Below are 24,161 nucleotides of genomic sequence, written 5' to 3'. Positions count from 1 at the left end.
TGACGCCTTGCACAGCGCCGTGAAAGCTACCCCACGGCCTCATACCGCGGGAGGGGGTACGAAACCGAGCGGTGCTCTGCTTACGCGCCGGCGCAGGGCGGAAAATACGTCTGTATGGGTAGGGGACGGACAGAAAATCCTCCGTCGACGTATGACTCGGTCCCTTTATCTCCACCGAATCCGACCGACCCGCTCACCGCCCGTGCCAGGGCTCTTGGGATTCTCTTTAAGGTCGCGAAGGACCTGCGGGCGACCGTTCGCCTTCTCCCACTGCGTTCCGGACGTCACTTTCGTCACACCCGCACCGGCGCCCGAACCGGCGCCCGTCCCGGCATCCGTAGCGTCACCGCCGGTGCAGCCGGTCCCCGCTCGTCAGGATCGCCGCCGCCAGCGCGTCCGCCGCACCCTGGGCCGACGTACGGCGGTGGCCGTGGACCAGGACGAAGTCGACCTGGCCCAGTTCCGGCAGCCCGGCGCGGTCGGGCACGCGGACCAGACCGGGCGGAATCATGCCGCGCGAGTGGGCCATCACGCCGAGGCCCGCCCGGGCCGCCGCGATCAGTCCGTTGAGGCTTCCGCTGGTGCAGACGACACGCCACGCCCGGCCCTGCCGCTCCAGGGCCTCCATGGCGAGGGCGCGGGTGATACCCGGCGGCGGATACACGATCAGCGGCACCGGACGGTCGGCCTCCAGACGCAGCCGTTCCGCGCCGATCCACACCAGCTCGTCGTGCCAGACCGGCTCACCACGCGGATCCTCGGGGCGCCGCTTGGCCAGGACGAGATCCAGTTTTCCGGCGGCCAACTGCTCGTGCAGGGTGCCCGACAGCTCGACCGTCAGCTCCACACCGACCTCGGGATGGTCGTTGCGGAAGGCCTCCAGGATCTCCGGCAGCCGGGTCAGCACGAAGTCCTCGGACGCGCCGAACCGCAGCCGGCCGCGCAGTCGCGTGCCCGTGAAGAACGCCGTCGCCTGCTCGTGCACCTCCAGGATGCGGCGTGCGAAACCGAGCATCGCCTCGCCGTCCTCGGTCAGCTCCACCGAATGCGTGTCCCGGGAGAACAGCTGCCGTCCGGCCGCGTCCTCCAGCCGCCGTACGTGCTGGCTGACCGTGGACTGGCGCAGCCCGAGCCGACGGGCGGCCTGCGTGAAACTGAGCGTCTGGGCCACCGTCAGAAAGGTCCGCAGATGAGAGGGGTCGTACACCCCTCCACGCTACCTTGTTATCGCGAAACGCGATGACAGTCAGAGCGGTGTGCGGGATTCCCGATCACGAGGTGGAGGAGGACGATGGAAAGGGCACGACCGTCCCTGAACCTGAGTAGTGGAGCACCGTGAAACGCCTGAAGTGGCCGAGCTGGATGCCGATCGACCCCTACATCCTGCTGTTGCTCGGGACGGTGGGCCTCGCGGCGCTCCTCCCGGCACGCGGGACGGGCGCCGACGTCGCCTCCGGTGCCTCCACGGCGGCCATCGCCTTTCTCTTCTTCCTCTACGGCGCCCGCCTCTCCACCCGCGAGGCGCTGGCCGGGCTGAAACACTGGCGCCTGCACGGCACGGTCCTCGCCTGTACGTTCGTCGTCTTCCCGCTGCTCGGCCTGGCCGCCCGTGGACTCGCACCGGTGTTCCTGACCCACGACCTCTACACCGGCCTGCTCTTCCTCACCCTCGTCCCGTCCACGATCCAGTCGTCGATAGCCTTCACCTCGATGGCCCGGGGCAACGTGCCCGCCGCGATCTGCGCGGGCTCCTTCTCGTCCCTCGTCGGCATCGTCGTCACCCCGCTGCTCGCGGCCACGCTGCTCGGCAGCACCGGCGGCGGGTTCTCACTCGACTCGCTCGTCGACATCGTGCTCCAGCTGCTGGTCCCGTTCCTCGCCGGGCAGCTGCTCCGGCGCTGGATCGGCGGGTTCGTCACCCGGCACAAGAAGGTGCTCGGGCTGGTCGACCGCGGCTCGATCCTCCTCGTCGTCTACACCGCGTTCAGCGAGGGCATGGTCGAGGGCATCTGGCACCAGGTCGGCCCCGGCCGCCTCGCCGGACTCCTGCTCGTCGAGGCCGTCCTGCTCGCGGTGATGCTGGCGCTCACCTGGTACGGCGGCAAGGCGCTCGGCTTCGGCCGCGAGGACCGGATCACGATCCAGTTCGCCGGTTCGAAGAAGTCCCTGGCGGCCGGACTGCCCATGGCGAGCGTCCTGTTCGGGGCCCAGGCCGCGCTGGCCGTACTGCCGCTGATGCTCTTCCACCAGATGCAGCTGATGGTGTGCGCGGTGATCGCGAAACGCCGCTCGCAGGACCCGGTGACCGCCGACCCGGAGGCCGACGACCCGAAGGCCACCGCCCCGGTGACCGCCGAGCAGGACGCGGCCGGAGCGCCGCGCCTGACGGCCGGCGCGGCGACGCGGCGCCGCTGAGTCGCTCACGAGGACCGGGCCCGGCCACAGTGGCCGGGCCCGGTCCTCGCGCGAAAACGATCTCCGTACGCCGTCAGGAGCGCCGGCGATGTGAACGGCTCTCGTTCACCTGGTCCAGGGGCAGCCACAGCACCGTGCTGCTCGTGGCCGCCGTCTCGTCCACGGCCGCCGTCATGGAGGCCGTGGACAGCTCCGCGGTGTCCAACGCCCGGTCCCAGACCCGGACATCGTCGATCGCACCGCTGAAGTGCTGCAGGCTGTCGACCCGTTGCCCGATGTGCACCCCGAACACCGAGTTGCGGCTGACGGACCCGGCGACGTCCGCCACACTGACCGCCGTACCGTCGACGAAGAGGGTGAACTGGCCGCCGCCACGGCGCAGGGCCGCGAAGTGCCACTGGCCGTCGTTGTAGGTGCCCACGGAGGTCGCGGAAGCCGTCCTGACGGCCGACGCGCCGTCCCGGACGGTCATCAGGCCCCGGACCCGGTTGCTCGCGGGTTCGGCGCGCAGCCAGACCTGCGGCTGGGTGGAGCCGACCCCGCCCATCCACAACAGCGGCCGGTCACCCGTCGTCGCCGTGGTCCGGAACCAGAGGGCCACCGTGAAGTCCTTGGTGCCGAGCGGCAGACGGTCGCTGTACGGGAGGCGCACGGCGTCGTCCACACCGTCGAACTCCAGTGCGCCGTCGCCGAACACCCCGGTGGTCGGCGTGGCACCGCCGAGAACGGCGGCCGGGAGGGCGCCCGGGGCCAGGTCACGGGTGGTCGGGTCCGGGCCGCGTGCGGGCATCAGCCAGTCCTCGGTGAAGCGGGCGAAGCGGATCTCGTCGCGTGCGTCGACGGCGCCGCCCTCGTACAGCAGGCCCACCGTCTCGCTGTCGATCTTCACCAGGTCGGAGTAGCCCGACCAGTCCCGCGTGACGACCGTGCCCCGGTCCACGCTGTCCCAGGTGCGCCCGCCGTCGTAGGAGGAGCGGATCATCATCGTCCGGCGCCGGTCGGGATCGGCCGGGCAGGCCAGCAGCACGCGGGCGCCGAGGCCCACCGTGGAGCACTGGACCTGGGGCGCGTAGAGATCCGGGAGGGCGCGGAACGGGGTGAGGAAGCTGTCGCCCCCGTCCGCGCTGAAGGCCTGCGTGCGGTGTCCGAGATCGGTACCGTCCTGTTCGCGCCCGCTGACCAGGATCACCCCGTCCGAGCGCTCGGTGAGCGTCACCTCGGACGGTTTCTGCCGGAAGGTGCCGTCCGCCGCGATCGGCCAGCTGTCGGTGGCGCCGACCTTCCAGTGGTCGCCCCCGTCGTCGCTGATGATCAGCGCCGCGTGGTTGGCGCTGATCCGACTGCCGTCCCACGTCTCGGTGTTGACGCCGAAGACGAGCCGGCCCGCGTGGTCGCCCCGGGTGAGCTGGATGCCGTGCACAGGGCCCGTCGCATACCAGGAGTTCCATTCGGGCGGCATGATCTCGGCGCTCAGGTCGCGCGGCTCGGACCAGCTCACCCCGTCGTCGTCGCTGTACTGCATATGCGGGCTGCGGTCGCACGGCACCGGGCAGTTGCCGCCGCCCCGACCGGTGTTCCAGCTCTCCGCGAGGAGGATGCGGCCGGTCTCCCGGTCCACGATGGGCGCCGGATTGCCGTGCGTGTCCACCCCGCCGTCCTCGACCACCTGGACCGGGCCCCAGGTGCGCCCGTCGTCGGTCGACCGCTTGACGACGATATCGATGTCACCGGCGTCCCCGCAGTTGTCCTTCCGCCCCTCGGCGAACGCCAGCAGCGTGCCCTTCAGGGTCCGGACGATCGCGGGGATCCGGTAGCAGGCGTAACCGGGGTCCTGGGAGGCCCGGAAGAGCACCTGCTGCTCGAACGTGGCCGTGGGGGTGGCCTGTTCGGCGCCTGCGGGGCTCGGCATCGCGAACAGCAGAGCGGCCGTGGTGAACACGGCCGTGAGGGTATATCTGAGACGTGCGCGAAGACTTGACGGCATGTACGGCCCTGCCCTTCAACGTCTGGACTTCATGCGTCTGGACTTCAGAGTTCGTGACTTCAGAGGTCTGGACATCTGAACAATTGGGCATCCGAAAATCTGGACATCCTACGTCCAACGTGCGCGCATCAGACGGTAGTTGGATGCTCAGCCGCCCCACAAGAACCGTGTGTCAGGGGATCAGGACAACCTTGCCGAGGTTGGTCCGGGACTCGATGACCCGGTGTGCGCCGGCCGCGTCCGCCAGCGCGAACTCCCCGTGCACCACCGGTCGTACGGTTCCTTCGGTGAACAGCCGCCACAGCTCGCGGCGCCACCGCTCGTACAACTCGGGTCGCTCGCGGGCTATTCGGCGCAGCTGGAACCCGGTGACGGACGTGGAGCCCACCAGCAGGTCGTACGCCTGGACGGTGCCGCCGCCCGAGCTGTACGCGACGAGCCGCCCGCCGGGCGCGAGGGCGGCCAGTGCCGGGGTGAGCAGCGCCCCGCCGACCGCGTCGAGGACGTAGTCCACGGGCGCGAACCGGTCGCTGCGGCCCAGGCGGTCGTACGCGACGACCTCGTCGGCGCCGAGGGAGCGCACGAAGTCGGCCTTGGCCGGGCTGGAGACGGCGCCGACCACCCGGGACGCGCCGCGCCTGCGCGCGAGCCGCACCGCGAGATGCCCGACACCGCTCGCCGCCCCTGTGATCAGCGCCGTTTCACCCGCCGAGGGGCGGGCGGCGGACAGTGCGCCCAGGGCGACCAGCCCGCTGCGGACGAGTGCGACCGCGTCCACGGGAGAGGCGTCGTCGGGCACGGGGGAGGCCATGACCTCCTGGAGCACCGCGAAGTCGGCGTAGGCGTGGCCGAAACAGAGCCCGGTCACCCGCTCACCCCGTCGGAATCCGGTCACTCCGGCGCCCACCGCCACGACCTCTCCGGCGATCTCGCCGCCCAGCGGGACCGGTTCGGTGGCCTCGGTCACCTTGCGGACGGCCGGGAGGGTGACGCCGACCGCCTCGCAGCGCACGAGGAGCTCACCGGGCCCGGGCTCAGGCAGGGGGGCCTCCTCCAGGAACAGGGGACCACCTGTGTGCCCGTACCGAACCCGCCGCATCCGCACCTCTTACCTCGCACGTCCAGAAACCGTTGGGAGCTCCAACGATAAACGTATAACCATTGGGAGGTCCAATGATTATTGGTTAGTCTTTCCGCATGTCTGTAGAACTTCGTTCCATACGTGTCCTCCCCAGCTGGATCCTGGGGAGGGCCGCCGACCGCGGACGGGCGCTGGTCGCCGCCGCGCTGGCGGACGAGGGGCTGAAAATGTGGCATCACGTGGTGCTTTCCGCCGTAGCGGAGGTGGGCCCGGTCGCGCAGGCCGAACTGGTGCGCGGGGTGGGGCTCGACGCCAAGGACATGGTCGGCGTGCTCAACGACCTTCAGGACGCCTCACTGGTCGTACGCACGCCCGATCCGCGCGACCGGCGCAAGAACGCGGTGACGGTCACGTCGGAGGGGCGGAAACTGCTGGCCCGCTGCGAGCGGGCCGCGCGCAAAGCCAACGACGAGCTGCTGGCGCCGCTCACGGGCATGGAACGCGAGCTGTTCCTGGGCCTGCTCACCCGGGTCTCGGGCACGCGCTAGCCGGCAGGCGGCCAGGTGGGCAGAAGCGGGGCCCCACCGGCGCAGGGGGCGCTCCCCGCCGTTCGGGGCCCCGCCGCCGTGCCGCGGGAAAACCGCTCAGCCCTGGGAGGCCGCGGCCTGCAGAGCGATACGGTCCTCGCCCGCGTACACGTTCATGTTGCTGCCCCGGAGGAACCCCACCAGGGTCAGCCCCGACTCGGCCGCCAGGTCGACGGCGAGCGACGAGGGCGCCGAGACGGCCGCCAGCACCGGAATCCCGGCCATGACCGCCTTCTGCGCCAGTTCGAACGACGCTCGGCCGGAGACCAGCAGGATCACGCGGGACAGCGGCAGGTCGCCGTTCTGCAGCGCCCGGCCGACCAGTTTGTCGACCGCGTTGTGCCGGCCCACGTCCTCACGGATGTCGAGCAGCTCGCCCTCCTCCGTGAACAGGGCCGCCGCGTGCAGCCCTCCGGTCCGGTCGAACACCCGTTGGGAGGCGCGGAGCCGGTCGGGGAGGCTCGCGAGCAGCTCGGGCGTCAGCCGGACCGGGGGAGCGTCGGCGCCGTCGTCGATCGCCCAGCGTGCCGTCGTACGGACGGCGTCCAGGCTGGCCTTTCCGCACAGGCCGCACGAGGACGTCGTGTACACGTTCCGCTCCAGTGTGATGTCGGGTAGCACCACGTCCGGAGCCGTCCGTACATCCACCACGTTGTACGTGTTCGAGCCGTCCGTGGTGGCCCCCGCGCAGTACACGATGTTCTGGAGATCGCGCCGCTCGGCGAGCACGCCCTCGCTCACCAGGAAGCCGGCGGCGAGCGCGAAGTCGTCGCCCGGCGTCCGCATGGTGATGGCGATCGGCTTGCCGTTCAGCCGGATCTCCATGGGTTCCTCGGCGACGAGCGTGTCCGGCCGGGTGGAGACCGCCCCGTCCCGGATCCGGATCACCCTGCGCCGTTCGGTGACTCGTCCCATGTCCTGATCAGCCCCGGTTCTGTGCCTGCTGGTAGGTGACCTTCTCGTTCTCATTGTCCTGCACGCGCGAGATGGCGCCGCGGTCCGTGGAGTTCCGCCGACAGGAGGGAACCGGTTGACGACATATTGTCTACAGTATGGAAGTCGGGGTCGGCAAGAGGCGCGACACGGGTCGGGGGCGGCGCCGGTGGCCGGGGAGCGGAGAGGCGGTGGCCGGGAAGGGGTGCTCCGGGTGACCGGGGAGACCGTTCGCCCGGTCCGAACGACCGTTCGGCGCAGGGCGGATACCGTTCACCGCATACGGTCGGCGAGTTCGACCGGCCGCCTTCCCAACCGTGCGGCCGGTTCCTATCGTCCGGGATCATGAGTCCCCCCGTCGCACCGCCCGGCTGGAGCCGCTGGCTCGTCCCGCCGGCCGCCCTCTCGGTCCACCTCTCCATCGGTCAGGCCTACGCCTGGAGTGTGTTCAAGCCGCCGCTGGAATCCGCGCTCGGCCTCAGCGGCACACAGAGCGCGCTGCCCTTCCAGCTCGGCATAGTGATGCTCGGCCTGTCCGCCGCGTTCGGCGGCACCCTCGTCGAGCGCAACGGGCCGCGCTGGGCCATGACCGTCGCCCTGGTCTGCTTCTCCTCCGGCTTCCTCCTCGCCTCACTCGGCGCCGCCACCGAGCAGTACTGGCTGATCGTCTTCGGCTACGGCTTCGTCGGCGGCATCGGCCTGGGCATCGGCTACATCTCGCCCGTCTCCACCCTCATCAAGTGGTTCCCCGACCGGCCCGGCATGGCCACCGGCATCGCGATCATGGGCTTCGGCGGCGGCGCGCTCATCGCCTCGCCGTGGTCGGCGCAGATGCTGGAGTCGTTCGGCTCCGACAGCTCCGGGATCGCGCTCGCCTTCCTCGTGCACGGACTGGCGTACGCCGCGTTCATGTCGCTCGGAGTGCTCCTGGTCCGGGTGCCGCGCGGTGCGCAGCCCGCCGCCGGCGGGTCGAACGGGCCGAGCGCCCTCACGGGCGTCCAGGTCTCCGCGCGCAGCGCCGTGCGGACCCCGCAGTTCTGGTGTCTGTGGGTCATCCTCTGTATGAACGTGACCGCGGGCATCGGCATCCTGGAGAAGGCCGCGCCGATGATCAAGGACTTCTTCGCGGACAGCTCCACACCGGTCTCGGTGTCGGCGGCGGCCGGTTTCGTCGCGCTGCTCTCGGCGGCCAACATGGCGGGCCGGATCGGCTGGTCGTCCACCTCCGACCTGATCGGCCGCAAGAACATCTACCGCGTCTACCTCGGCGTCGGGGCACTGATGTACGCGTCGATAGCCTGGTTCGGAGACTCCTCCAAGCCGCTGTTCATCCTGTGCGCCCTGGTGATCCTCTCCTTCTACGGCGGCGGTTTCGCCACCATCCCCGCCTATCTGAAGGACCTCTTCGGGACCTACCAGGTCGGCGCGATCCACGGACGGCTGCTCACCGCCTGGTCCACGGCCGGGGTCCTCGGCCCGTTGATCGTCAACTGGATCGCCGACCGCCAGGAGGAGGCAGGCAAACACGGCTCGGCCCTCTACGGGACATCGTTCGCCATCATGATCGGACTGCTCGCCGTCGGCTTCGTCGCCAACGAACTCGTCCGCCCCGTCCATCCCCGCCACCACATGCCCGCGCCGAAGGAGGCCGCCGATGTCCAGCGAGAGCAGTCCGTCTGAGACCGCGGGCCCGCCCGACCGCCGTCCCCTGATCGCCTTCGCCTGGCTGTGGGTGGGGCTGCCGCCCTGTTACGGCATCTACGAACTGGTACAGAAGGCGACACAGCTGTTCACAGGGTAGGTGTTCGGTCACAGGGGAGGCTGATGGAAGCCGACAACCCGGCCGCGTTAATCCTGTGGCATCGCGTGCCGTCGTACTGGTGAGTCACTGATCAGACTGGAGGATCCCGCTACCGCAAAGCAGCAAAGGGGACCCACCCATGAACGGCTCGCGCATCGCCGCCGTCGGTCACTACCAGCCCGCCAAGGTACTCACGAACGAGGACCTGGCGGGCCTGGTCGACACCAACGACGAGTGGATCAGAAGCCGGGTGGGCATCCGTACGCGCCACATCGCCGGGCCCGACGAGCCCGTGGACGAGCTGGCCGCGCACGCCGCCGCCAAGGCGCTCGCCGCGGCGGGCCTGGCCGCGAGCGAGATCGACCTCGTCCTCGTCGCCACCTCGACCGCCGTCGACCGCTCCCCGAACATGGCCGCCCGGGTCGCGAACCGCCTCGGCATCCCCTCGGCGGCCACGATGGACCTCAACGTGGTGTGCGCAGGCTTCACCCACGCCCTGGCCACGGCCGACCACGCCGTCCGGGCCGGCGGATCGGTACGGGCCCTGGTCATCGGCGCCGACAAGATGTCCGCGGTGACGGACTGGACCGACCGCACGACCTGCGTGCTCGTCGGGGACGGAGCGGGCGCCGCCGTCGTCGAGGCCTGCCCGCCCGCCGCCGCGGACGCACCCGCCGGGATCGGGCCCGTGCTGTGGGGCTCGGTGCCCGAGATGGGTCACGCGGTACGGATCGAGGGCACGCCCCCCGTGTTCGCACAGGAGGGGCAGAGCGTCTACCGCTGGGCCACCACCCAGCTGCCGCGCATCGCCCGCCAGGCCTGTGAGCGCGCCGGTCTCGCCCCCGAGGACCTCGCAGCCGTCGTCCTGCACCAGGCCAACCTGCGCATCATCGAGCCGCTGGCGGCGAAGATCGGCGCGGTGAACGCCGTCGTGGCCCGCGATGTCGTCGAGTCCGGCAACACCTCGGCCGCCAGCATCCCGCTGGCCTTCTCCAAACTGGTCGAGCGCGGCGAGATCTCCACCGGCGACCCCGTCCTCCTGTTCGGCTTCGGCGGCAACCTCTCGTACGCCGGGCAGGTCGTCCGCTGCCCGTGACAGTTCCGGCTCCGGCTCCGGAAGTCGTTCCACGGGTACTCGCGACGCCCCCTTCTTTGTCCTCTCAATGGAAGAAGTCAGCCTCAATCTGTGCTCAACTTCTTCCCAGCCCCGGCAGTCGCTGCTACGTTCCACTCGAAAGCCCGGCGAAGTGGCCGGAAATCGTGGCAGGTTGGTGCCTGACCAGGCTGGGAGGGGCTTGTGAGACGTATGACTGCACGACCCGCGAACTCCCACCAGGCCCGACTGCTACGGCTGCTGCGTGACGGTGGGCCCAACTCCCGGGCCCAGCTCGGGGATCAGGTCGACCTGTCACGGTCCAAGCTGGCCGTGGAGGTGGACCGCCTCCTGGAGACGGGCCTGATCGTGGCCGACGGACTCGCCGCCTCCCGAGGTGGCCGCCGCTCCCACAACATCCGGCTCGCCCCCGCCCTGCGCTTCCTCGGCGTCGACATCGGCGCGACCTCGATCGACATCGCGGTCACCAACGCCGAACTGGAGGTACTGGGACACCTCAACCAGCCCATGGACGTACGCGAGGGCCCGGTCGCGGTCTTCGAGCAAGTCCTGTCCATGGCCGCCAAGTTGAAGGCGTCCGGGCTCGCGGAGGGGTTCGACGGCGCCGGCATCGGCGTCCCGGGCCCGGTCCGTTTCCCCGAGGGCGTACCGGTCGCCCCGCCGATCATGCCCGGCTGGGACGGCTTCCCCGTACGGGAGGCGCTCAGCCAGGAACTGGGCTGTCCGGTGATGGTCGACAACGACGTGAACCTGATGGCGATGGGGGAGCAGCACGCGGGCGTCGCCCGCTCCGTGGGCGACTTCCTCTGCGTCAAGATCGGCACCGGAATCGGTTGCGGCATCGTCGTCGGCGGTGAGGTCCACCGTGGAGTGACGGGCAGCGCGGGCGACATCGGGCACATCCAGGCAGTGCCCGACGGGCGCCCGTGCGCCTGCGGCAACCGGGGCTGCCTGGAAGCCCACTTCAGCGGCGCCGCTCTCGCCCGCGACGCCAAAGAGGCGGCCCAGCAAGGACTTTCGGTGGAACTCGCCGCCCGGTGGGAGGCGAGCGGCACCCTCAGCGCCGTCGACGTCGCCGCCGCCGCTGCCGCCGGGGACGCCACCTCGCTCGACCTGATCCGCGAGGGCGGCAACCGCACCGGCCAGGTCATCGCCGGTCTCGTCAGCTTCTTCAACCCCGGCCTGGTGGTGATCGGCGGCGGGGTGACCGGCCTCGGCCACACCCTGCTCGCCGCGATCCGTACCCAGGTCTACCGCCAGTCGCTGCCCCTGGCGACCGGCAACCTGCCCATCGTCCTGGGGGAGTTGGGCCCCACCGCCGGAGTCATCGGCGCCGCCCGGCTCATCAGCGACCACCTGTTCTCACCCGCGTAAGCCGACTCCGTACCCACGTCACCCGACGCACCCACCAGCACAGCGCCCTGCTCTGCCCTGCCTGAAAACGCCTGCCCAGCAAGCGATCCACCCTGCAACCGGCCCGCACGCCCGCCAAGGGGAACCGTCATGGCACCAGAACCACCGCTGCTCAGCATGTCCGGCATCACCAAGTCGTTCCCCGGAGTCCGGGCCCTCGACGGCGTCGACCTCGACGTCCAGGCCGGCGAAGTGCACTGTCTGCTCGGCCAGAACGGCGCGGGCAAGTCCACCCTCATCAAGGTCCTGGCCGGCGCCCACCAGCCCGACGGCGGCACCATCAACTGGCGCGGCGAGCCGGTAACCCTGCGCTCACCCATCGCGGCCATGCGCCTCGGCATCGCCACCATCTACCAGGAACTCGACCTGGTGGAGGGCCTGTCGGTGGCCGAGAACGTCCACCTCGGCCATGAACCCACGACCGCCGGCTTCGTCGTACGAGGAAAGACGGCGAAGACATCGACAGCGGCTCTGCTCAAGCGACTCGGTCATCCGGAGGTCGATCCCGGGCGCCTGGTCGGGGAGTTGTCGGCGGCGCAGCAGCAGATCGTGTCGATGGCGCGGGCGCTCTCCCACGACGTACGGCTGATCGTCATGGATGAGCCGTCCGCCGCACTCGACCCGGAGGAGGTCGACAACCTCTTCCGGATCGTCGGCGACCTGACCGCCGCCGGGGTCGCCGTCGTCTACATCTCGCACCGCCTGGAGGAGATCCGCCGCATCGGCGACCGCGTGACCGTCCTCAAGGACGGCCGGGCGGTGGCGGGCGGACTCCCCGCGAAGTCCACGCCGACCCGCGAGGTCGTCGCCCTGATGACGGGCCGCAACGTCGAGTACGTCTTCCCGGAACGCCCCACGACACCGGCGGACGCGGCCGGCCCGCCGGTCCTCGAAGTTCAGGGGCTCGCCAGGGACGGCGAGTTCGCGCCCGTCGACCTCACCGTGCGGCCCGGCGAGATCGTCGGCCTCGCCGGACTGGTCGGGTCGGGACGCTCGGAGATCCTGGAGACGATCTACGGCGCCCGCAAACCGACCGCCGGTCAAGTGCTCGTCGACGGACGGGCGTTGAGGCCAGGCAGCGTACGGGCCGCAGTGCGCGCCGGACTCGGGCTCGCCCCCGAGGAACGCAAGGCACAAGCCCTCCTGATGCTGGAGTCCGTCACCCGCAACGTGTCGGTCTCCTCCATGTCCCGCTTCGCACACGGAGGTTGGATCGACCGGCGCGCCGAACTGGGCGCCGCCCGCGCCGCCACCCGCGAGCTGTCGCTACGGCCCGACAACCCCTCCGTACCCGTGCGCACCCTCTCCGGCGGCAACCAGCAGAAGGCGGTCCTCGCCCGCTGGCTGCTGCGCGGCTGCCGGGTCCTGCTGCTCGACGAACCGACCCGGGGCGTCGACGTCGGCGCCCGCGCCGAGCTGTACGCGGTCATCCGCCGCCTCGCCGACGAGGGCCTCGCCGTCCTGCTGGTCTCCAGTGAAGTGCCCGAGGTGCTCGGCCTCGCCGACCGTGTCCTGGTCCTGCGCGAGGGCCGGGTCGTCCACACGGCACCCGCCCGCGAACTCGACGAACACCGAGTGCTCGACCTCGTGATGGAAGGAGCCCCCGTGGCCAGCACAAGTTCCGCGGCCGGCAGCTCTGCGACCGGCAGCTCCGCAGCCGGTGAAAGGGGCCCCGCGTCATGACGCAACCCGTGTCCCCGCCGCGCGACACCACCGACAAAGTCCCGGCGGCCGGTCAACGCCCGGCCTGGCGAGGCGTGGTGGCCCGCGCCGACGTCCGCACCCTCTCCCTCCTCGGTGTCCTCGCCGCACTGATCGTCGTCGGCGGTATCACCAAGCCCGACGAGTTCCTCGACACCCGCAACCTCCAACTCGTCCTCACCCAGGGCTCGGTGATCGGCGTTGTCACCGTCGGCATGACCTTCGTCATCATGTCGGGCGGTATCGACCTGTCGGTCGGCGCGATCGTCGCCCTCTCCTCGGTGTGGGCGACCACCGTCGCCACCCAGGAGTACGGCTTCGCGGGCATCCTCTTCACCGCGGTACTCGTCGGCGTGGGCTGCGGACTGGTCAACGGCCTGCTCATCGCGTACGGCGGGATGGTCCCGTTCATCGCCACGCTCGCCATGCTGGCCTCGGCGCGCGGACTCGCCCTCCAGATCACCGACGGCGCGACACAGATCGTCACGATCGGCAGCGTCCTCGACCTCGGCGAGCGCGACGCCTACATCCTCGGCATCCCGCCCCTGGTGCTGGTCTTCGCGGTAGTGACGGTTCTCGGCTGGCTGATCCTGAACCGCACCACCTTCGGCCGCCGCACCGTCGCCGTGGGCGGCAACGCGGAGGCCGCCCGTCTGGCCGGCATCGACGTACGCCGACAGCGCCTCTACCTCTACCTCCTGTCCGGGCTGTGCTGCGGGATCGCCGCCTTCCTGCTGATCATCCTGTCCGGCTCGGGCCAGAACACCAACGGCAACCTGTACGAGCTGGACGCCATCGCCGCCGCGATCATCGGCGGCACCCTGCTCAGCGGGGGTCGCGGCACCATCGTCGGCTCCGTCCTGGGTGTCCTGATCTTCACCACGATCACCAACATCTTCGCCCTGAACAACCTGCAGAGCGATGTGCAGCAGATCGCCAAGGGCGCGATCATCGTCGCCGCCGTGCTCGTCCAGCGCCGCACCGCAAGCACGACCTGAGGGAAGGGTTCACCGCCATGCCAGAGCCGACGCCTTTCACAAGCCGCAGAGGACTTCTCTTCGGGACCGCCGCCGTCGGGGCGGTAGTCCTGCTCACCGGTTGCACCAGCAACGAACCGGCGGACGAGCCCGCCGCGAACGACGAGCGGCCGGCCGCCGCGGACACCCCCGGCAAGGCCGTCACCATCGGCTTCGCCGGACCGCAGGCCGACCACGGCTGGCTCAACGCGATCAACGACAACGCCAAGAGCCAGGCGAAGAAGTACTCCGACGTGACGCTGGAGATCACCGAGGGCTCGAACGACACCGCCGCACAGATCGGCCAGATCGAGACGCTGATCAACAAGAAGGTCGACGTGCTGGTGATCCTGCCCGCCGACGGCAAGGCGCTCACCCGGGTCGGCCTGAAGGCGATGCGCGCCGGCATCCCCGTCGTCAACCTGGACCGGATCTTCAACACCCCGCAGGCTTACCGCTGTTGGATAGGCGGCGACAACTACGGCATGGGCCTCAACGCCGGCCATTACATCGGCGAACAGCTCAAGGACGTGGACGACGCCAAGGTCATCGAACTCGCGGGCCTCGACAACCTGGAACTCACCAAGCAGCGCACCCAGGGCTTCGACGACGCCCTGAAGAACTACCCGAACATCAAGAAGGTCGCCCGCCAGGCCGCCGAGTTCACGGTCGAGTCCGGCCAGGCCAAGATGGCCCAACTCCTCCAGGCACAGTCGAAGTTCAACGCCCTGTGGAACCACGACGACGACCAGGGCGTGGGCGCGCTGCGGGCCATCGAACAGGCCGGCCGCGACGACTTCCTGATGGTCGGCGGCGCGGGCGCCCTCTCCGCCTTCCAGGCCATCAAGCAGGACAACGGCGTCCTGAAGGCGACCGTGCTCTACCCGCCCACGATGGCCGCCTCCGCGATCGACCTGGCCCGCGCACTGGGCCAGGGCAAGGGGGTGAGCGGCCTCGCCGAGTTCGAGATCCCCTCGTCCCTCACCCTCTACTCGGCGGTCGTCGACAAGAACAACGTCGACCAGTACATGCCGACCGGCTTCAGGTAGAGGGACCCGGCCAGGGGCTTTAAAGGGGCGCGGGGAACTGCGCGACCAGCCACAACGCACCCGCGGCCGACCCACTGGATCACCCCCCACCACCACCACCACGAGGAGGACCTCCGCATGGCACAGCCGCAGGCAGGCGCCGAGGCCGACAAGCCGACACTCGGCGTCGGCATGGTCGGCTACGCGTTCATGGGCGCAGCCCACTCCCAGGGCTGGCGCACCGTGAACCACGTCTTCGACCTGCCGCGACGCCCGGTGCTAGCCGCGATCTGCGGCCGAAACCCCCGCGCCGTCCGAGCGGCAGCGAAAAAGCACGGCTGGGCGGCGGCGGAGACCGACTGGCGCGCCCTGATCGAACGGGACGACGTCGACCTCGTCGACATCTGCACCCCAGGCGACAGCCACGCCGAGATCGCCCTCGCCGCCCTCGCCGCGGGCAAACACGTACTGTGCGAAAAACCCCTCGCCAACACCGTCGAGGAAGCCACAGCGATGACAGCGGCGGCCGAAGAAGCCGAGCGGCGCGGTCAGTTGGCGATGGTCGGCTTCAACTACCGTCGTCTGCCCGCCACCGCGCTCGCCCGTTCCATGGTCGCCGAGGGCAGGCTCGGCAGCCTCCGGCACGTACGGGTGACGTACCTTCAGGACTGGCTGGTGGACCCACGGTTCCCCCTCACCTGGCGGCTGCGCAAGGAGACGGCAGGGTCGGGCGCGCTCGGCGACCTGGGTGCCCACATCGTCGACCTCGCCCAGTACCTCGTGGGCGAACCCCTCGCCGGAGTCTCCGCCCTCACCGAAACCTTCGTACGGGAACGCCCGTTGCCCGGCGGCCCGGTCAACGGCCTGACCGCCACCGCGACCTCCGGGGTCGGACAAGTCACGGTGGACGACGCCGCCGTGTTCACCGGCCGCTTCGGCTCGGGCGCCCTCGCGTCCTTCGAGGCCACCCGGTACGCGACCGGCCGCAAGAACGCCCTGCGCATCGAACTCAACGGTGAACACGGCTCGTTGGCGTTCGACCTGGAACGACTCAACGAACTCGAGTACCACGACGGCTCCGAACCCGGCACGCACGCCGGCTTCCGCCGCATCCTCGTCACCGAACCCGATCACCCCTACCTGGACGCGTGGTGGCCGCCCGGCCACGGACTCGGGTACGAGCACACCTTCGTCCACCAGGCCCGCGACCTTGTCCTCGCGATAGCCGAGGGCAACCGACCCCGGCCGTCCTTCGCGGAAGGCCTCCAGGTGCAACGCGTCCTGGCGGCGGTCGAGGAGAGCGCGGAGAAGAACTCCGTCTACATGCCCATATCGGGCACACCCGCACTGACTTCACCCCTGTCGGACTGAGGAGGCTCGACGAGAATGCCGCGCGACTTCACACTCTTCACCGGCCAGTGGGCCGACCTGCCTCTCGAAGAGGTCTGCCGCCTCGCCCGTGACTTCGGCTACGACGGTCTCGAACTCGCTTGCTGGGGCGATCACTTCGAGGTCGACAAGGCCATCGCGGACCCGTCCTACCTGGCGGGCCGCCACCAACTCCTCGACAAGTACGGCCTCAAGTGCTGGGCGATCTCCAACCACCTGGTGGGACAGGCCGTCTGCGACGCCATCATCGACGAACGGCACCAGGCGATCCTGCCCGGCCGTATCTGGGGCGACGGCGACGCGGAGGGCGTACGACAGCGGGCGGCGGCCGAGATCGCCGACACCGCGCGGGCCGCCGCCGCCTTCGGCGTCGACACCGTCATCGGCTTCACGGGCTCCGCGATCTGGCACCTGGTCGCGATGTTCCCACCGGCCCCCCAGTCGATGATCGACCGCGGCTACCAGGACTTCGCCGACCGCTGGAACCCGATCCTCGACGTCTTCGACGCCCAGGGCGTGCGCTTCGCACACGAGGTCCACCCCAGCGAGATCGCCTACGACTACTGGACAACCCAGCGCGCACTGGAGGCAGTCGACCACCGGGCCGCCTTCGGCCTGAACTTCGACCCTTCGCACTTCGTGTGGCAGGACCTGGACCCGGTCGGCTTCCTGTGGGACTTCCGCGACCGGATCTACCACGTCGACTGCAAGGAGGCCCGCAAGCGGCTCGACGGCCGCAACGGCCGCCTCGGCTCGCATCTGCCCTGGGGCGACCCGCGCCGCGGCTGGGACTTCGTGTCCGCCGGCCATGGCGACGTCCCCTGGGAGGACGTCTTCCGCATGCTGCGCTCCATCGACTACCGGGGTCCCGTCTCCGTGGAGTGGGAGGACGCCGGCATGGACCGGCTCCAGGGCGCCCCCGAGGCGCTGACCCGCCTCAAGGCGTACGACTTCGACCCGCCGTCGGCCTCCTTCGACGCGGCGTTCGGCAGCAACGACTGAGCTGCCCCTGACTGTTCCGGCCTGTTCCGGACTGTTTCGCTCCGGGGTGACGGCGCACCCCGGCGTATCGCACCCGCATGTACCACGAGCTCCATTCTGGAGGCATTCGTGCACGCGAAAGTCGGCACCACCCGCACCGGCAGAACCGGGAGTCGCAGACGACACCCCAAAGTCCGCAGAGCGCTCGCCCTGTTCACGGGCGCGCTGCTCGCGGGAGCGTCACTGACCCTGGTCGCACCCCAGGCCGGCGCAGCCGTCGCCGACCCCTCGGCGGCCCCCGCGACGACAGCCGCCGAGGACTTCCAGCAGGTCACCCTGGCCAAGGGGGAACCGGAGGTCGGCGAACCCATGTCGCTCGCCGTCCTCCCCGACCGCTCGGTCCTGCACACCTCGCGCGACGGTGAACTCCGCATCACCGACGCCGCCGGAAACACCCGGCTCGCCGGCAAGCTCGACGTCTACTCCCACGACGAAGAGGGCCTCCAAGGCATCGGCGTGGACCCCCAGTTCAGCTCCAACCGCTTCATCTACCTGTACTACGCGCCCCCGTTGAACACCCCCGCGGGCGACGCCCCCGAGACGGGCACCGCGGCCGACTTCGCGCCCTTCGACGGCGTCAACCGGCTCTCCCGCTTCGTCCTGGGCGCCGACGGCACCCTCGACAAGGCCAGCGAGAAGAAGATCCTCGACGTACCCGCCTCACGGGGCCTGTGCTGCCATGTCGGCGGCGACATCGACTTCGACGCGGCGGGCAACCTCTACCTGTCGACGGGCGACGACACCAACCCCTTCCAGTCGGACGGCTTCACACCGATCGACGAGCGCGCGAACCGCAACCCGGCCTTCGACGCCCAGCGTTCGGCCGGCAACACCAACGACCTGCGCGGCAAGATCCTGCGCGTCAAGGTCGACGCGGACGGCTCGTACACCGTCCCCGACGGCAACCTGTTCGCACCCGGCACGGAGAAGACACGCCCCGAGATCTACGCGATGGGCTTCCGCAACCCGTTCCGCTTCAGCGTCGACAAGGCGACCGGCATCCTCTACATCGGCGAGTACGGCCCCGACGCGGGCGCCGCCGACCCGGCCCGAGGACCCGCAGGCCAGGTCGAGTTCGCCCGTGTCACCGGCCCCGGCAACTTCGGCTGGCCGTACTGCACCGGCGCCAACGACCCCTACGTCGACTACGACTTCGCGACCGGCACCTCTGGCGCCGCTTTCGACTGCGCCGCCCCCAAGAACAACTCCCCCCACAACACCGGCCTGACCGACCTTCCCCCGGCGCAGGCCGCCTGGATCCCCTACAACGGCGCGTCCGTACCGGAGTTCGGCGACGGCTCCGAGTCCCCGATGGGCGGCCCCGTCTACCACTACGACGCCTCGCTCGACTCCCCGGTCAAGTTCCCGGCGGCGTACGACGGCGACTTCTTCGCCGGTGAGTTCGGCCGCCAGTGGATCAAGCGGATCAGCAGCGACGACAACGGGACCGTCCAGTCCATCAACGACATTCCATGGACCGGCACCCAGGTGATGGACATGGCCTTCGGGCCGGACGGCGCGCTCTACGTCCTCGACTACGGCATCTCCTGGTTCGGTGGCGACGAGCACTCCGCCCTCTACCGCATCGAGAACGCCACCGACGGCCACTCCCCGGTCGCACAGGCCGCCGCCGACGTCACCTCCGGGCAGGCACCCCTGCGGGTGAAGTTCTCCTCCGCCGGCAGCACCGACCAGGACGGTGACGCCCTCACCTACAGCTGGGACTTCGGCGACGGAGGAACATCGACCTCGGCCAACCCCTCCCACAAGTACAAGAAGAACGGTACGTACACGGCGACGGTGACCGCCAAGGACACCACCGGCCGCACGGGCGGCGCGAGCGTCCAGGTCGTCGTCGGCAATACCGCCCCCAAGGTGACCCTCCAACTCCCGCAGGACGGACAGCTGTTCGCGTTCGGCGACGCGATCCCGTTCAAGGTGAAGGTCACCGACCGGGAGGACGGCCGGAGTATCGACTGCACCAAGGTCCAGGTCACCTTCATCCTCGGCCACGACAGCCACGGCCACCCGCAGACCTCGGCGAACGGCTGCTCCGGCACCATCCAGACCAGCGCCGACGGCGGCCACGACCCGGACGCCAACATCTTCGGGGTCTTCGACGCCCAGTACACCGACCTCGGAGGCGGCGGCCAGGCACCCCTGACCACCCATGACCAGAACGTCGTCCAGCCCACCCACCGCCAGGCCGAGCACTCCAACAACTCGTCCGGCACAGGCGTGAGTTCACGAGAGTCGGCGAACGGCGGCAAGACGGTCGGCGACATCGACAACGGAGACTGGATCGCCTTCACGCCGTACGCCCTGGGCAACGCCAAGTCGCTCACGGCACGCGTCGCCTCGGAGGGCGCGGGCGGCAAGCTGGAGATCCGCGCGGGTTCCCCGACCGGCAAGATGCTGGGCCGTACGACCGTACCGGCGACCGGCGGCTGGGACACCTACCAGGACGTCACCGCCACCCTCTCCCACGCCCCGCAGAGCACGACCACGCTCTACCTGGTCTTCAAGGGAGCGGCGAGCGGCGACCTGTACGAGGTGGACGACTTCGCCTTCACCACGGGCTGAGGGGAGACACCCATGCGATCAACAGGAAGAACAGGATGGACCCGGCGAACAGGGCTGTCTGTCACCGCTGTTGTGGGTACGGCACTTCTCCTCGGCGGCGTGCCGACCCCGGCAGCCTCCACGCCCGCACCACGGCACGCCGACCGGGTACTGGTCTTCTCCAAGACGGCCGCCTTCCGGCACGACTCCATCCCCGACGGCGTCACAGCACTCAAGGAACTCGGCGCGAGCGCCGGCTTCAGGGTCGACGCGACGGAGGACGCGACGGCGTTCACCCCGAAGAACCTCCGCCGGTACGCGGCTGTCGTCTTCCTCTCGACGACCGGTGACGTACTGACGGACCGTCAACAGGCGTCCTTCGAAAGCTACATCCACCACGGCGGCGGCTATGTGGGCATCCACGCGGCAGCCGACACGGAGTACGACTGGGCGTTCTACGGCGGCCTGGTCGGCGCCTACTTCCAGGGGCACCCGGCGATCCAGCCGGCCCGGATGAAGGTGGAGGACCGCGCCCACCCGGCGACCTCGACCCTGAACGCGGACTGGAACCGTACCGACGAGTGGTACAACTACCGCTCCAACCCCCGGAGTTCGGTGCACGTCCTGGCCTCCCTCGACGAGTCGTCGTACACCGGCGGCACGATGAACGGCGACCACCCGATCGCCTGGTGCCACAACTACGCGGGCGGACGCTCCTTCTACACCGGCGTCGGCCACCTGTCGTCCGCGTACACCGAACCGGCGCTCAGACAGCACCTGTTGGGCGGCCTGCGCTGGGCCACCGGCAAAGCCCAGGCGGACTGCCGGCCGGAGAACGGCTACCAGCCGCTCTTCGACAGCACCTCGCGGGAAGGATGGAAACAGGCGGGCCCGGGCACCTTCACCGTCTCCGACGACGGCACGCTGACGTCGTCCGGCGGCATGGGCCTGCTCTGGTACGCCGAACGGAGCTTCCGCGCCTACTCGCTGAAGCTGGACTGGAAGGCCCGAGGAGACGACAACTCCGGTGTGTTCGTGGGCTTCCCGCCCTCGGACGACCCGTGGTCGGCAGTCGACAAGGGCTACGAGATCCAGATCGACGCGACCGACACCGCCGACCGCACCACCGGGGCCGTGTACGGCTTCCGCTCTGCCGACCTGAGGAAGCGCGACCGTGCGCTGAATCCGCCGGGGGAGTGGAACACGTACGAGATCCGCGTGGAGGGCGAACGACTCCGCGTCTGGCTCAACGGCGTGCGGATCAACGATTTCACCAACACCGATCCCGCCCGCAGCCTGCGGGACGGTCACATCGGCATCCAGAACCACGGAGCCGACGACCAGGTGTCCTTCCGTGACATCCGGATCAAGGAACTGCCCGTGAACGTGCCGGTGAGCCCGGCCACCACGGGCGACTGAGCGGCGGCGGGCGGCGGACGCCGGACCTCCGCCCGCCGCCTTCCTTCCCCTCCCGGCCCACCGCCGGAGGGTGTGAACACCGCGAACACCGCGTAGACCGCGTAGACCGTGAACGACAAGGAGGCCGCCCATGTCCACGTCGTCGTCCCGTCCTCGAACTCGTGTGGGGGTATGGCTGATCGGAGCCCGAGGCTCCGTCGCCACCACCGTCGTCGCGGGCTGCGCCGCCGTGACAGCGGGACTGCACCACCCCACGGGCATGGTCACCGAGACACCCCCGTTCACGGACTGCGACCTTCCGCCCCTGTCCGCCCTGGTCTTCGGCGGCCACGACACCGTGGACTGCCCGCTGCCCAAACGCGCCGAGGCCCTGACGGCGGCCGGCGTCCTGCCCTACGGGCTCACCCCGGCGATCACCTCCGAACTGGCCGCCGCGGACCGGGAGATCAGGCCCGGCGGCCCCGCCCCCGGAGACACCACCCGAACCCCGGACGACCTGGTGACGGCCTTCGCCGCGGACATCCAGGATTTCGGACGACGCCACGACCTGGCCCGGACGGTGGTGGTGAACGTCGCCTCCACGGAACCGGCCCCCACCGGCACCGCACTCCCGCCGAGCTCCCTGTACGCGGCGGCGGCCCTCCGCGCGGGCTGCCCGTACGTCAACTTCACCCCGTCGACAGGGCTGCACCACCCGGCACTGGCCCACGAGGCGGCGACCAGCGCGCTGCCCTACGCGGGCCGCGACGGCAAAACGGGCCAGACACTGCTCAGGTCGGTCCTCGGCCCGATGTTCACGCAACGGGCACTGGAGGTCCGCGCATGGTCGGGCACCAACCTGCTCGGCGGGGGAGACGGGGCCTCCCTCGCCGACCCCGCCGCCGCGGCGGCCAAGAACGCCGGCAAGGAACGCGTCCTCACCGACACCCTCGGCACCACACCGGAGGGCACGGTCCACATTGACGACGTCCCGTCCCTCGGTGACTGGAAAACCGCGTGGGACCACATCGCCTTCGACGGCTTCCTCGGCACCCGCATGATCCTCCAGACCACCTGGCAGGGCTGCGACTCGGCCCTGGCGGCCCCCCTGATCCTCGACCTGGCCCGCCTCACCGCCCGCGCCCACGAAGCCGGCATCTCCGGACCCCTGAGCCAACTCGGCTTCTACTTCAAGGACCCGATGGGCGACGGCCCCCCGGGACTGGGAGAGCAGTACGCGGAACTGCTGGCGTTCGCGACAAGGCTGCGGGGCGGCGGCGTGGGCGGGGGCGGGGGAGAGGTCGCGGACCGGCCGGCCCACCCGGGCAAGGGACGGGGCCGGGACGCCGACACCCGGCCGGAGGCCTTGGGCGCCCGACCGTCCGGCGACGAGGAGGAACGCCGGTGAGCACCCGACCCGGCGCACGAGACCGGGCCAATCGGGACCGGGACCGCGCCCGAGCCGGTTCACCGTCCGACGCGACCACCCCCGACACCCCCCACACCCCCTTCCGCTTCGGCTACGGGACCAACGGCCTCACCGACCTCCGTCTCGACGACGCCCTCGGTCTGCTGGCCGACCTCGGCTACGACGGCGTCGGTCTGACCCTCGACCACATGCACCTGGACCCGCTCGCCCGCGACCTCTCCGAGCGCACCCGACGCGTCGGCCGCCGCCTGAACTCTCTCGGGCTCGGCGTCACCGTGGAGACCGGCGCCCGCTACGTACTCGACCCACGCCGCAAACACGGCCCCTCGCTCCTCGACCCCGACCCGGACGACCGCTCACGACGCGTCGACCTTCTGCTCAGAGCTGTGCGCGTCGCCGCTGACCTCGGCGCCCACGCCGTGCACTGCTTCAGCGGTATCACCCCCGCCGGCACGGACCATGACACCGCCTGGCACCGCCTGACCGAAGCTCTCGTCCCCGTCCTGGAGGCGGCCACAGCAGCCGGCGTCCCACTCGCGATCGAACCCGAACCAGGCCATCTGCTCGCCACCCTCGCCGACTTCCACCACCTCCGCCAAGCACTCGACGACCCCGCGGCCCTCGGTCTCACCCTCGACATCGGTCACTGCCAGTGCCTCGAACCCCTCTCTCCCGTCGACTGCGTCCGCGCCGCCGCACCCTGGCTGCGTCACGTCCAGATCGAGGACATGCGCCGCGGAGTCCACGAACACCTCCCGTTCGGGGACGGCGAGATCGACTTCCCACCCGTACTCGCCGCACTGTCCGCCACCGGCTACCAGGGCCTGACCGTCGTGGAACTCCCCCGCCACTCCCACGCGGGCCCCCAATACGCCGAACACTCCCTCCACTTCCTCCGCCGCACAGCACCCTCCACCGCCAAACTGCCCGCCGACTCCCCCGAATCCCCAGAACCGCCGGCAACACCGCCCACCTCCGCGCAGTGCACACAGACGGCCACGGAGCCCGGGCCCGCCCAGGGCCAGCAGACGGCCGTGCCGTCCAGGCCCGACCCGGCAGCGCGGGCGTTCGGGTTCGCCCAAGGCCCGCAGCCGGCCACACCGCCCCGGCCTGCCCAAGGCCAGCAGACGGCCATGCAGCCCCGGCCTGCCCAAGGCCCGCAGCCGGCCATGCAGCCCCGGCCTCCCCAGGGCCAGCAGACGGCCGTGCCGCCCAGGCCCCGCCCGGCAGCGCGGGTGTTCGGGTTCGCGCAAGATCCGCTGACGGCCA

General features: G+C 70.3%; 18 protein-coding genes and 1 pseudogene. 15 read left to right on the top strand and 4 right to left on the bottom strand.

Features of this window, described 5'->3' with window-relative positions; translation table 11 throughout:
* Positions 1-343 precede the first annotated feature (343 nt).
* Entirely contained in the window at positions 344-1,207 is an 864-nt protein-coding gene (locus tag QA861_RS06960) for a LysR substrate-binding domain-containing protein (protein ID WP_334587329.1), read from the bottom strand.
* 128 nt (positions 1,208-1,335) lie between these two features.
* Between QA861_RS06960 and QA861_RS06955 the strand changes: the two genes are divergently transcribed.
* Positions 1,336-2,415, top strand: coding sequence for a bile acid:sodium symporter family protein (locus tag QA861_RS06955; RefSeq protein WP_334587328.1), 1,080 nt, complete (start codon positions 1,336-1,338; stop codon positions 2,413-2,415).
* A gap of 73 nt (positions 2,416-2,488) precedes the next feature.
* On the opposite strand, the gene QA861_RS06950 is transcribed toward QA861_RS06955, so the two are convergent.
* Positions 2,489-4,399: an exo-alpha-sialidase gene (locus tag QA861_RS06950; protein WP_334587327.1), complete on the bottom strand. Its 1,911-nt coding sequence runs from the start codon at positions 4,397-4,399 to the stop codon at positions 2,489-2,491.
* Between the two features lie 172 nt (positions 4,400-4,571).
* Entirely contained in the window at positions 4,572-5,498 is a 927-nt protein-coding gene (locus tag QA861_RS06945; RefSeq protein WP_334587326.1) for a quinone oxidoreductase family protein, read from the bottom strand.
* Positions 5,499-5,596: 98 nt separating this feature from the next.
* Between QA861_RS06945 and QA861_RS06940 the strand changes: the two genes are divergently transcribed.
* Positions 5,597-6,028: a MarR family winged helix-turn-helix transcriptional regulator gene (locus tag QA861_RS06940; protein WP_334587325.1), complete on the top strand. Its 432-nt coding sequence runs from the start codon at positions 5,597-5,599 to the stop codon at positions 6,026-6,028.
* Between the two features lie 96 nt (positions 6,029-6,124).
* Here QA861_RS06940 and fdhD read toward each other — a convergent pair whose 3' ends face one another.
* Positions 6,125-6,982, bottom strand: coding sequence for a formate dehydrogenase accessory sulfurtransferase FdhD (gene fdhD / locus QA861_RS06935; RefSeq protein ID WP_334587324.1), 858 nt, complete (start codon positions 6,980-6,982; stop codon positions 6,125-6,127).
* A 363-nt stretch (positions 6,983-7,345) separates the two neighbouring features.
* Between fdhD and QA861_RS06930 the strand changes: the two genes are divergently transcribed.
* From QA861_RS06930 to QA861_RS06870, 13 genes and pseudogenes are all read left to right on the top strand, one after another.
* Positions 7,346-8,680, top strand: coding sequence for an OFA family MFS transporter (locus QA861_RS06930; RefSeq protein ID WP_334587323.1), 1,335 nt, complete (start codon positions 7,346-7,348; stop codon positions 8,678-8,680).
* The gene (locus tag QA861_RS06925) at positions 8,655-8,801 is read left to right on the top strand and encodes an MFS transporter small subunit (protein ID WP_334587322.1); all 147 of its coding nucleotides are present in this window, start codon (positions 8,655-8,657) and stop codon (positions 8,799-8,801) included. The genes QA861_RS06930 and QA861_RS06925 overlap by 26 nt, the downstream gene beginning before the upstream one ends.
* A 139-nt stretch (positions 8,802-8,940) precedes the next feature.
* Positions 8,941-9,897, top strand: coding sequence for a beta-ketoacyl-ACP synthase III (locus tag QA861_RS06920; RefSeq protein WP_334587321.1), 957 nt, complete (start codon positions 8,941-8,943; stop codon positions 9,895-9,897).
* Positions 9,898-10,107: 210 nt separating this feature from the next.
* Entirely contained in the window at positions 10,108-11,289 is a 1,182-nt protein-coding gene (locus tag QA861_RS06915) for an ROK family transcriptional regulator (RefSeq protein ID WP_334587320.1), read from the top strand.
* A 129-nt stretch (positions 11,290-11,418) separates the two neighbouring features.
* On the top strand, positions 11,419-13,011 hold the full coding sequence (locus QA861_RS06910) for a sugar ABC transporter ATP-binding protein (RefSeq protein WP_334587319.1): 1,593 nt from the start codon (positions 11,419-11,421) through the stop codon (positions 13,009-13,011).
* Positions 13,008-14,027: an ABC transporter permease gene (locus tag QA861_RS06905; RefSeq protein ID WP_334587318.1), complete on the top strand. Its 1,020-nt coding sequence runs from the start codon at positions 13,008-13,010 to the stop codon at positions 14,025-14,027. The genes QA861_RS06910 and QA861_RS06905 overlap by 4 nt, the downstream gene beginning before the upstream one ends.
* 17 nt (positions 14,028-14,044) lie before the next feature.
* The gene (locus tag QA861_RS06900) at positions 14,045-15,094 is read left to right on the top strand and encodes a substrate-binding domain-containing protein (RefSeq protein ID WP_334587317.1); all 1,050 of its coding nucleotides are present in this window, start codon (positions 14,045-14,047) and stop codon (positions 15,092-15,094) included.
* Between the two features lie 117 nt (positions 15,095-15,211).
* Entirely contained in the window at positions 15,212-16,444 is a 1,233-nt protein-coding gene (locus QA861_RS06895; RefSeq protein ID WP_334587316.1) for a Gfo/Idh/MocA family protein, read from the top strand.
* Between the two features lie 15 nt (positions 16,445-16,459).
* Complete coding sequence (locus QA861_RS06890; protein WP_334587315.1) at positions 16,460-17,464, top strand: sugar phosphate isomerase/epimerase family protein; 1,005 nt, start codon at positions 16,460-16,462, stop codon at positions 17,462-17,464.
* 108 nt (positions 17,465-17,572) lie between these two features.
* The gene (locus QA861_RS06885) at positions 17,573-20,086 is read left to right on the top strand and encodes a PQQ-dependent sugar dehydrogenase (RefSeq protein ID WP_334587314.1); all 2,514 of its coding nucleotides are present in this window, start codon (positions 17,573-17,575) and stop codon (positions 20,084-20,086) included.
* A 12-nt stretch (positions 20,087-20,098) separates the two neighbouring features.
* A complete protein-coding gene (locus QA861_RS06880) occupies positions 20,099-21,484 on the top strand; it encodes a ThuA domain-containing protein (RefSeq protein WP_334587313.1) in 1,386 nt (461 codons plus the stop codon).
* 130 nt (positions 21,485-21,614) lie between these two features.
* Positions 21,615-22,871: an inositol-3-phosphate synthase gene (locus tag QA861_RS06875; protein WP_334587312.1), complete on the top strand. Its 1,257-nt coding sequence runs from the start codon at positions 21,615-21,617 to the stop codon at positions 22,869-22,871.
* Between the two features lie 161 nt (positions 22,872-23,032).
* A pseudogene (locus QA861_RS06870) lies at positions 23,033-23,872 on the top strand (sugar phosphate isomerase/epimerase family protein); the annotation flags it as partial.
* Positions 23,873-24,161 lie beyond the last annotated feature (289 nt).

The organism is Streptomyces sp. B21-083 (genome assembly GCF_036898825.1).
Classification (GTDB): Bacteria; Actinomycetota; Actinomycetes; order Streptomycetales; family Streptomycetaceae; genus Streptomyces.
This window is presented reverse-complemented; position numbering and strand designations above follow the sequence as displayed.

What these genes read in the sequence shown, in the direction of transcription:
- QA861_RS06910 (WP_334587319.1), top strand. Translation starts at nt 11,419, where the DNA reads ATGGCACCAGAACCACCGCTGCTCAGCATGTCCGGCATCACCAAGTCG.
- fdhD (WP_334587324.1), bottom strand. Translation starts at nt 6,982, where the DNA reads ATGGGACGAGTCACCGAACGGCGCAGGGTGATCCGGATCCGGGACGGG.
- QA861_RS06950 (WP_334587327.1), bottom strand. Translation starts at nt 4,399, where the DNA reads ATGCCGTCAAGTCTTCGCGCACGTCTCAGATATACCCTCACGGCCGTG.
- QA861_RS06900 (WP_334587317.1), top strand. Translation starts at nt 14,045, where the DNA reads ATGCCAGAGCCGACGCCTTTCACAAGCCGCAGAGGACTTCTCTTCGGG.
- QA861_RS06940 (WP_334587325.1), top strand. Translation starts at nt 5,597, where the DNA reads ATGTCTGTAGAACTTCGTTCCATACGTGTCCTCCCCAGCTGGATCCTG.
- QA861_RS06880 (WP_334587313.1), top strand. Translation starts at nt 20,099, where the DNA reads ATGCGATCAACAGGAAGAACAGGATGGACCCGGCGAACAGGGCTGTCT.
- QA861_RS06890 (WP_334587315.1), top strand. Translation starts at nt 16,460, where the DNA reads ATGCCGCGCGACTTCACACTCTTCACCGGCCAGTGGGCCGACCTGCCT.
- QA861_RS06920 (WP_334587321.1), top strand. Translation starts at nt 8,941, where the DNA reads ATGAACGGCTCGCGCATCGCCGCCGTCGGTCACTACCAGCCCGCCAAG.
- QA861_RS06915 (WP_334587320.1), top strand. Translation starts at nt 10,108, where the DNA reads ATGACTGCACGACCCGCGAACTCCCACCAGGCCCGACTGCTACGGCTG.
- QA861_RS06925 (WP_334587322.1), top strand. Translation starts at nt 8,655, where the DNA reads ATGTCCAGCGAGAGCAGTCCGTCTGAGACCGCGGGCCCGCCCGACCGC.
- QA861_RS06895 (WP_334587316.1), top strand. Translation starts at nt 15,212, where the DNA reads ATGGCACAGCCGCAGGCAGGCGCCGAGGCCGACAAGCCGACACTCGGC.
- QA861_RS06945 (WP_334587326.1), bottom strand. Translation starts at nt 5,498, where the DNA reads ATGCGGCGGGTTCGGTACGGGCACACAGGTGGTCCCCTGTTCCTGGAG.
- QA861_RS06875 (WP_334587312.1), top strand. Translation starts at nt 21,615, where the DNA reads ATGTCCACGTCGTCGTCCCGTCCTCGAACTCGTGTGGGGGTATGGCTG.
- QA861_RS06905 (WP_334587318.1), top strand. Translation starts at nt 13,008, where the DNA reads ATGACGCAACCCGTGTCCCCGCCGCGCGACACCACCGACAAAGTCCCG.
- QA861_RS06930 (WP_334587323.1), top strand. Translation starts at nt 7,346, where the DNA reads ATGAGTCCCCCCGTCGCACCGCCCGGCTGGAGCCGCTGGCTCGTCCCG.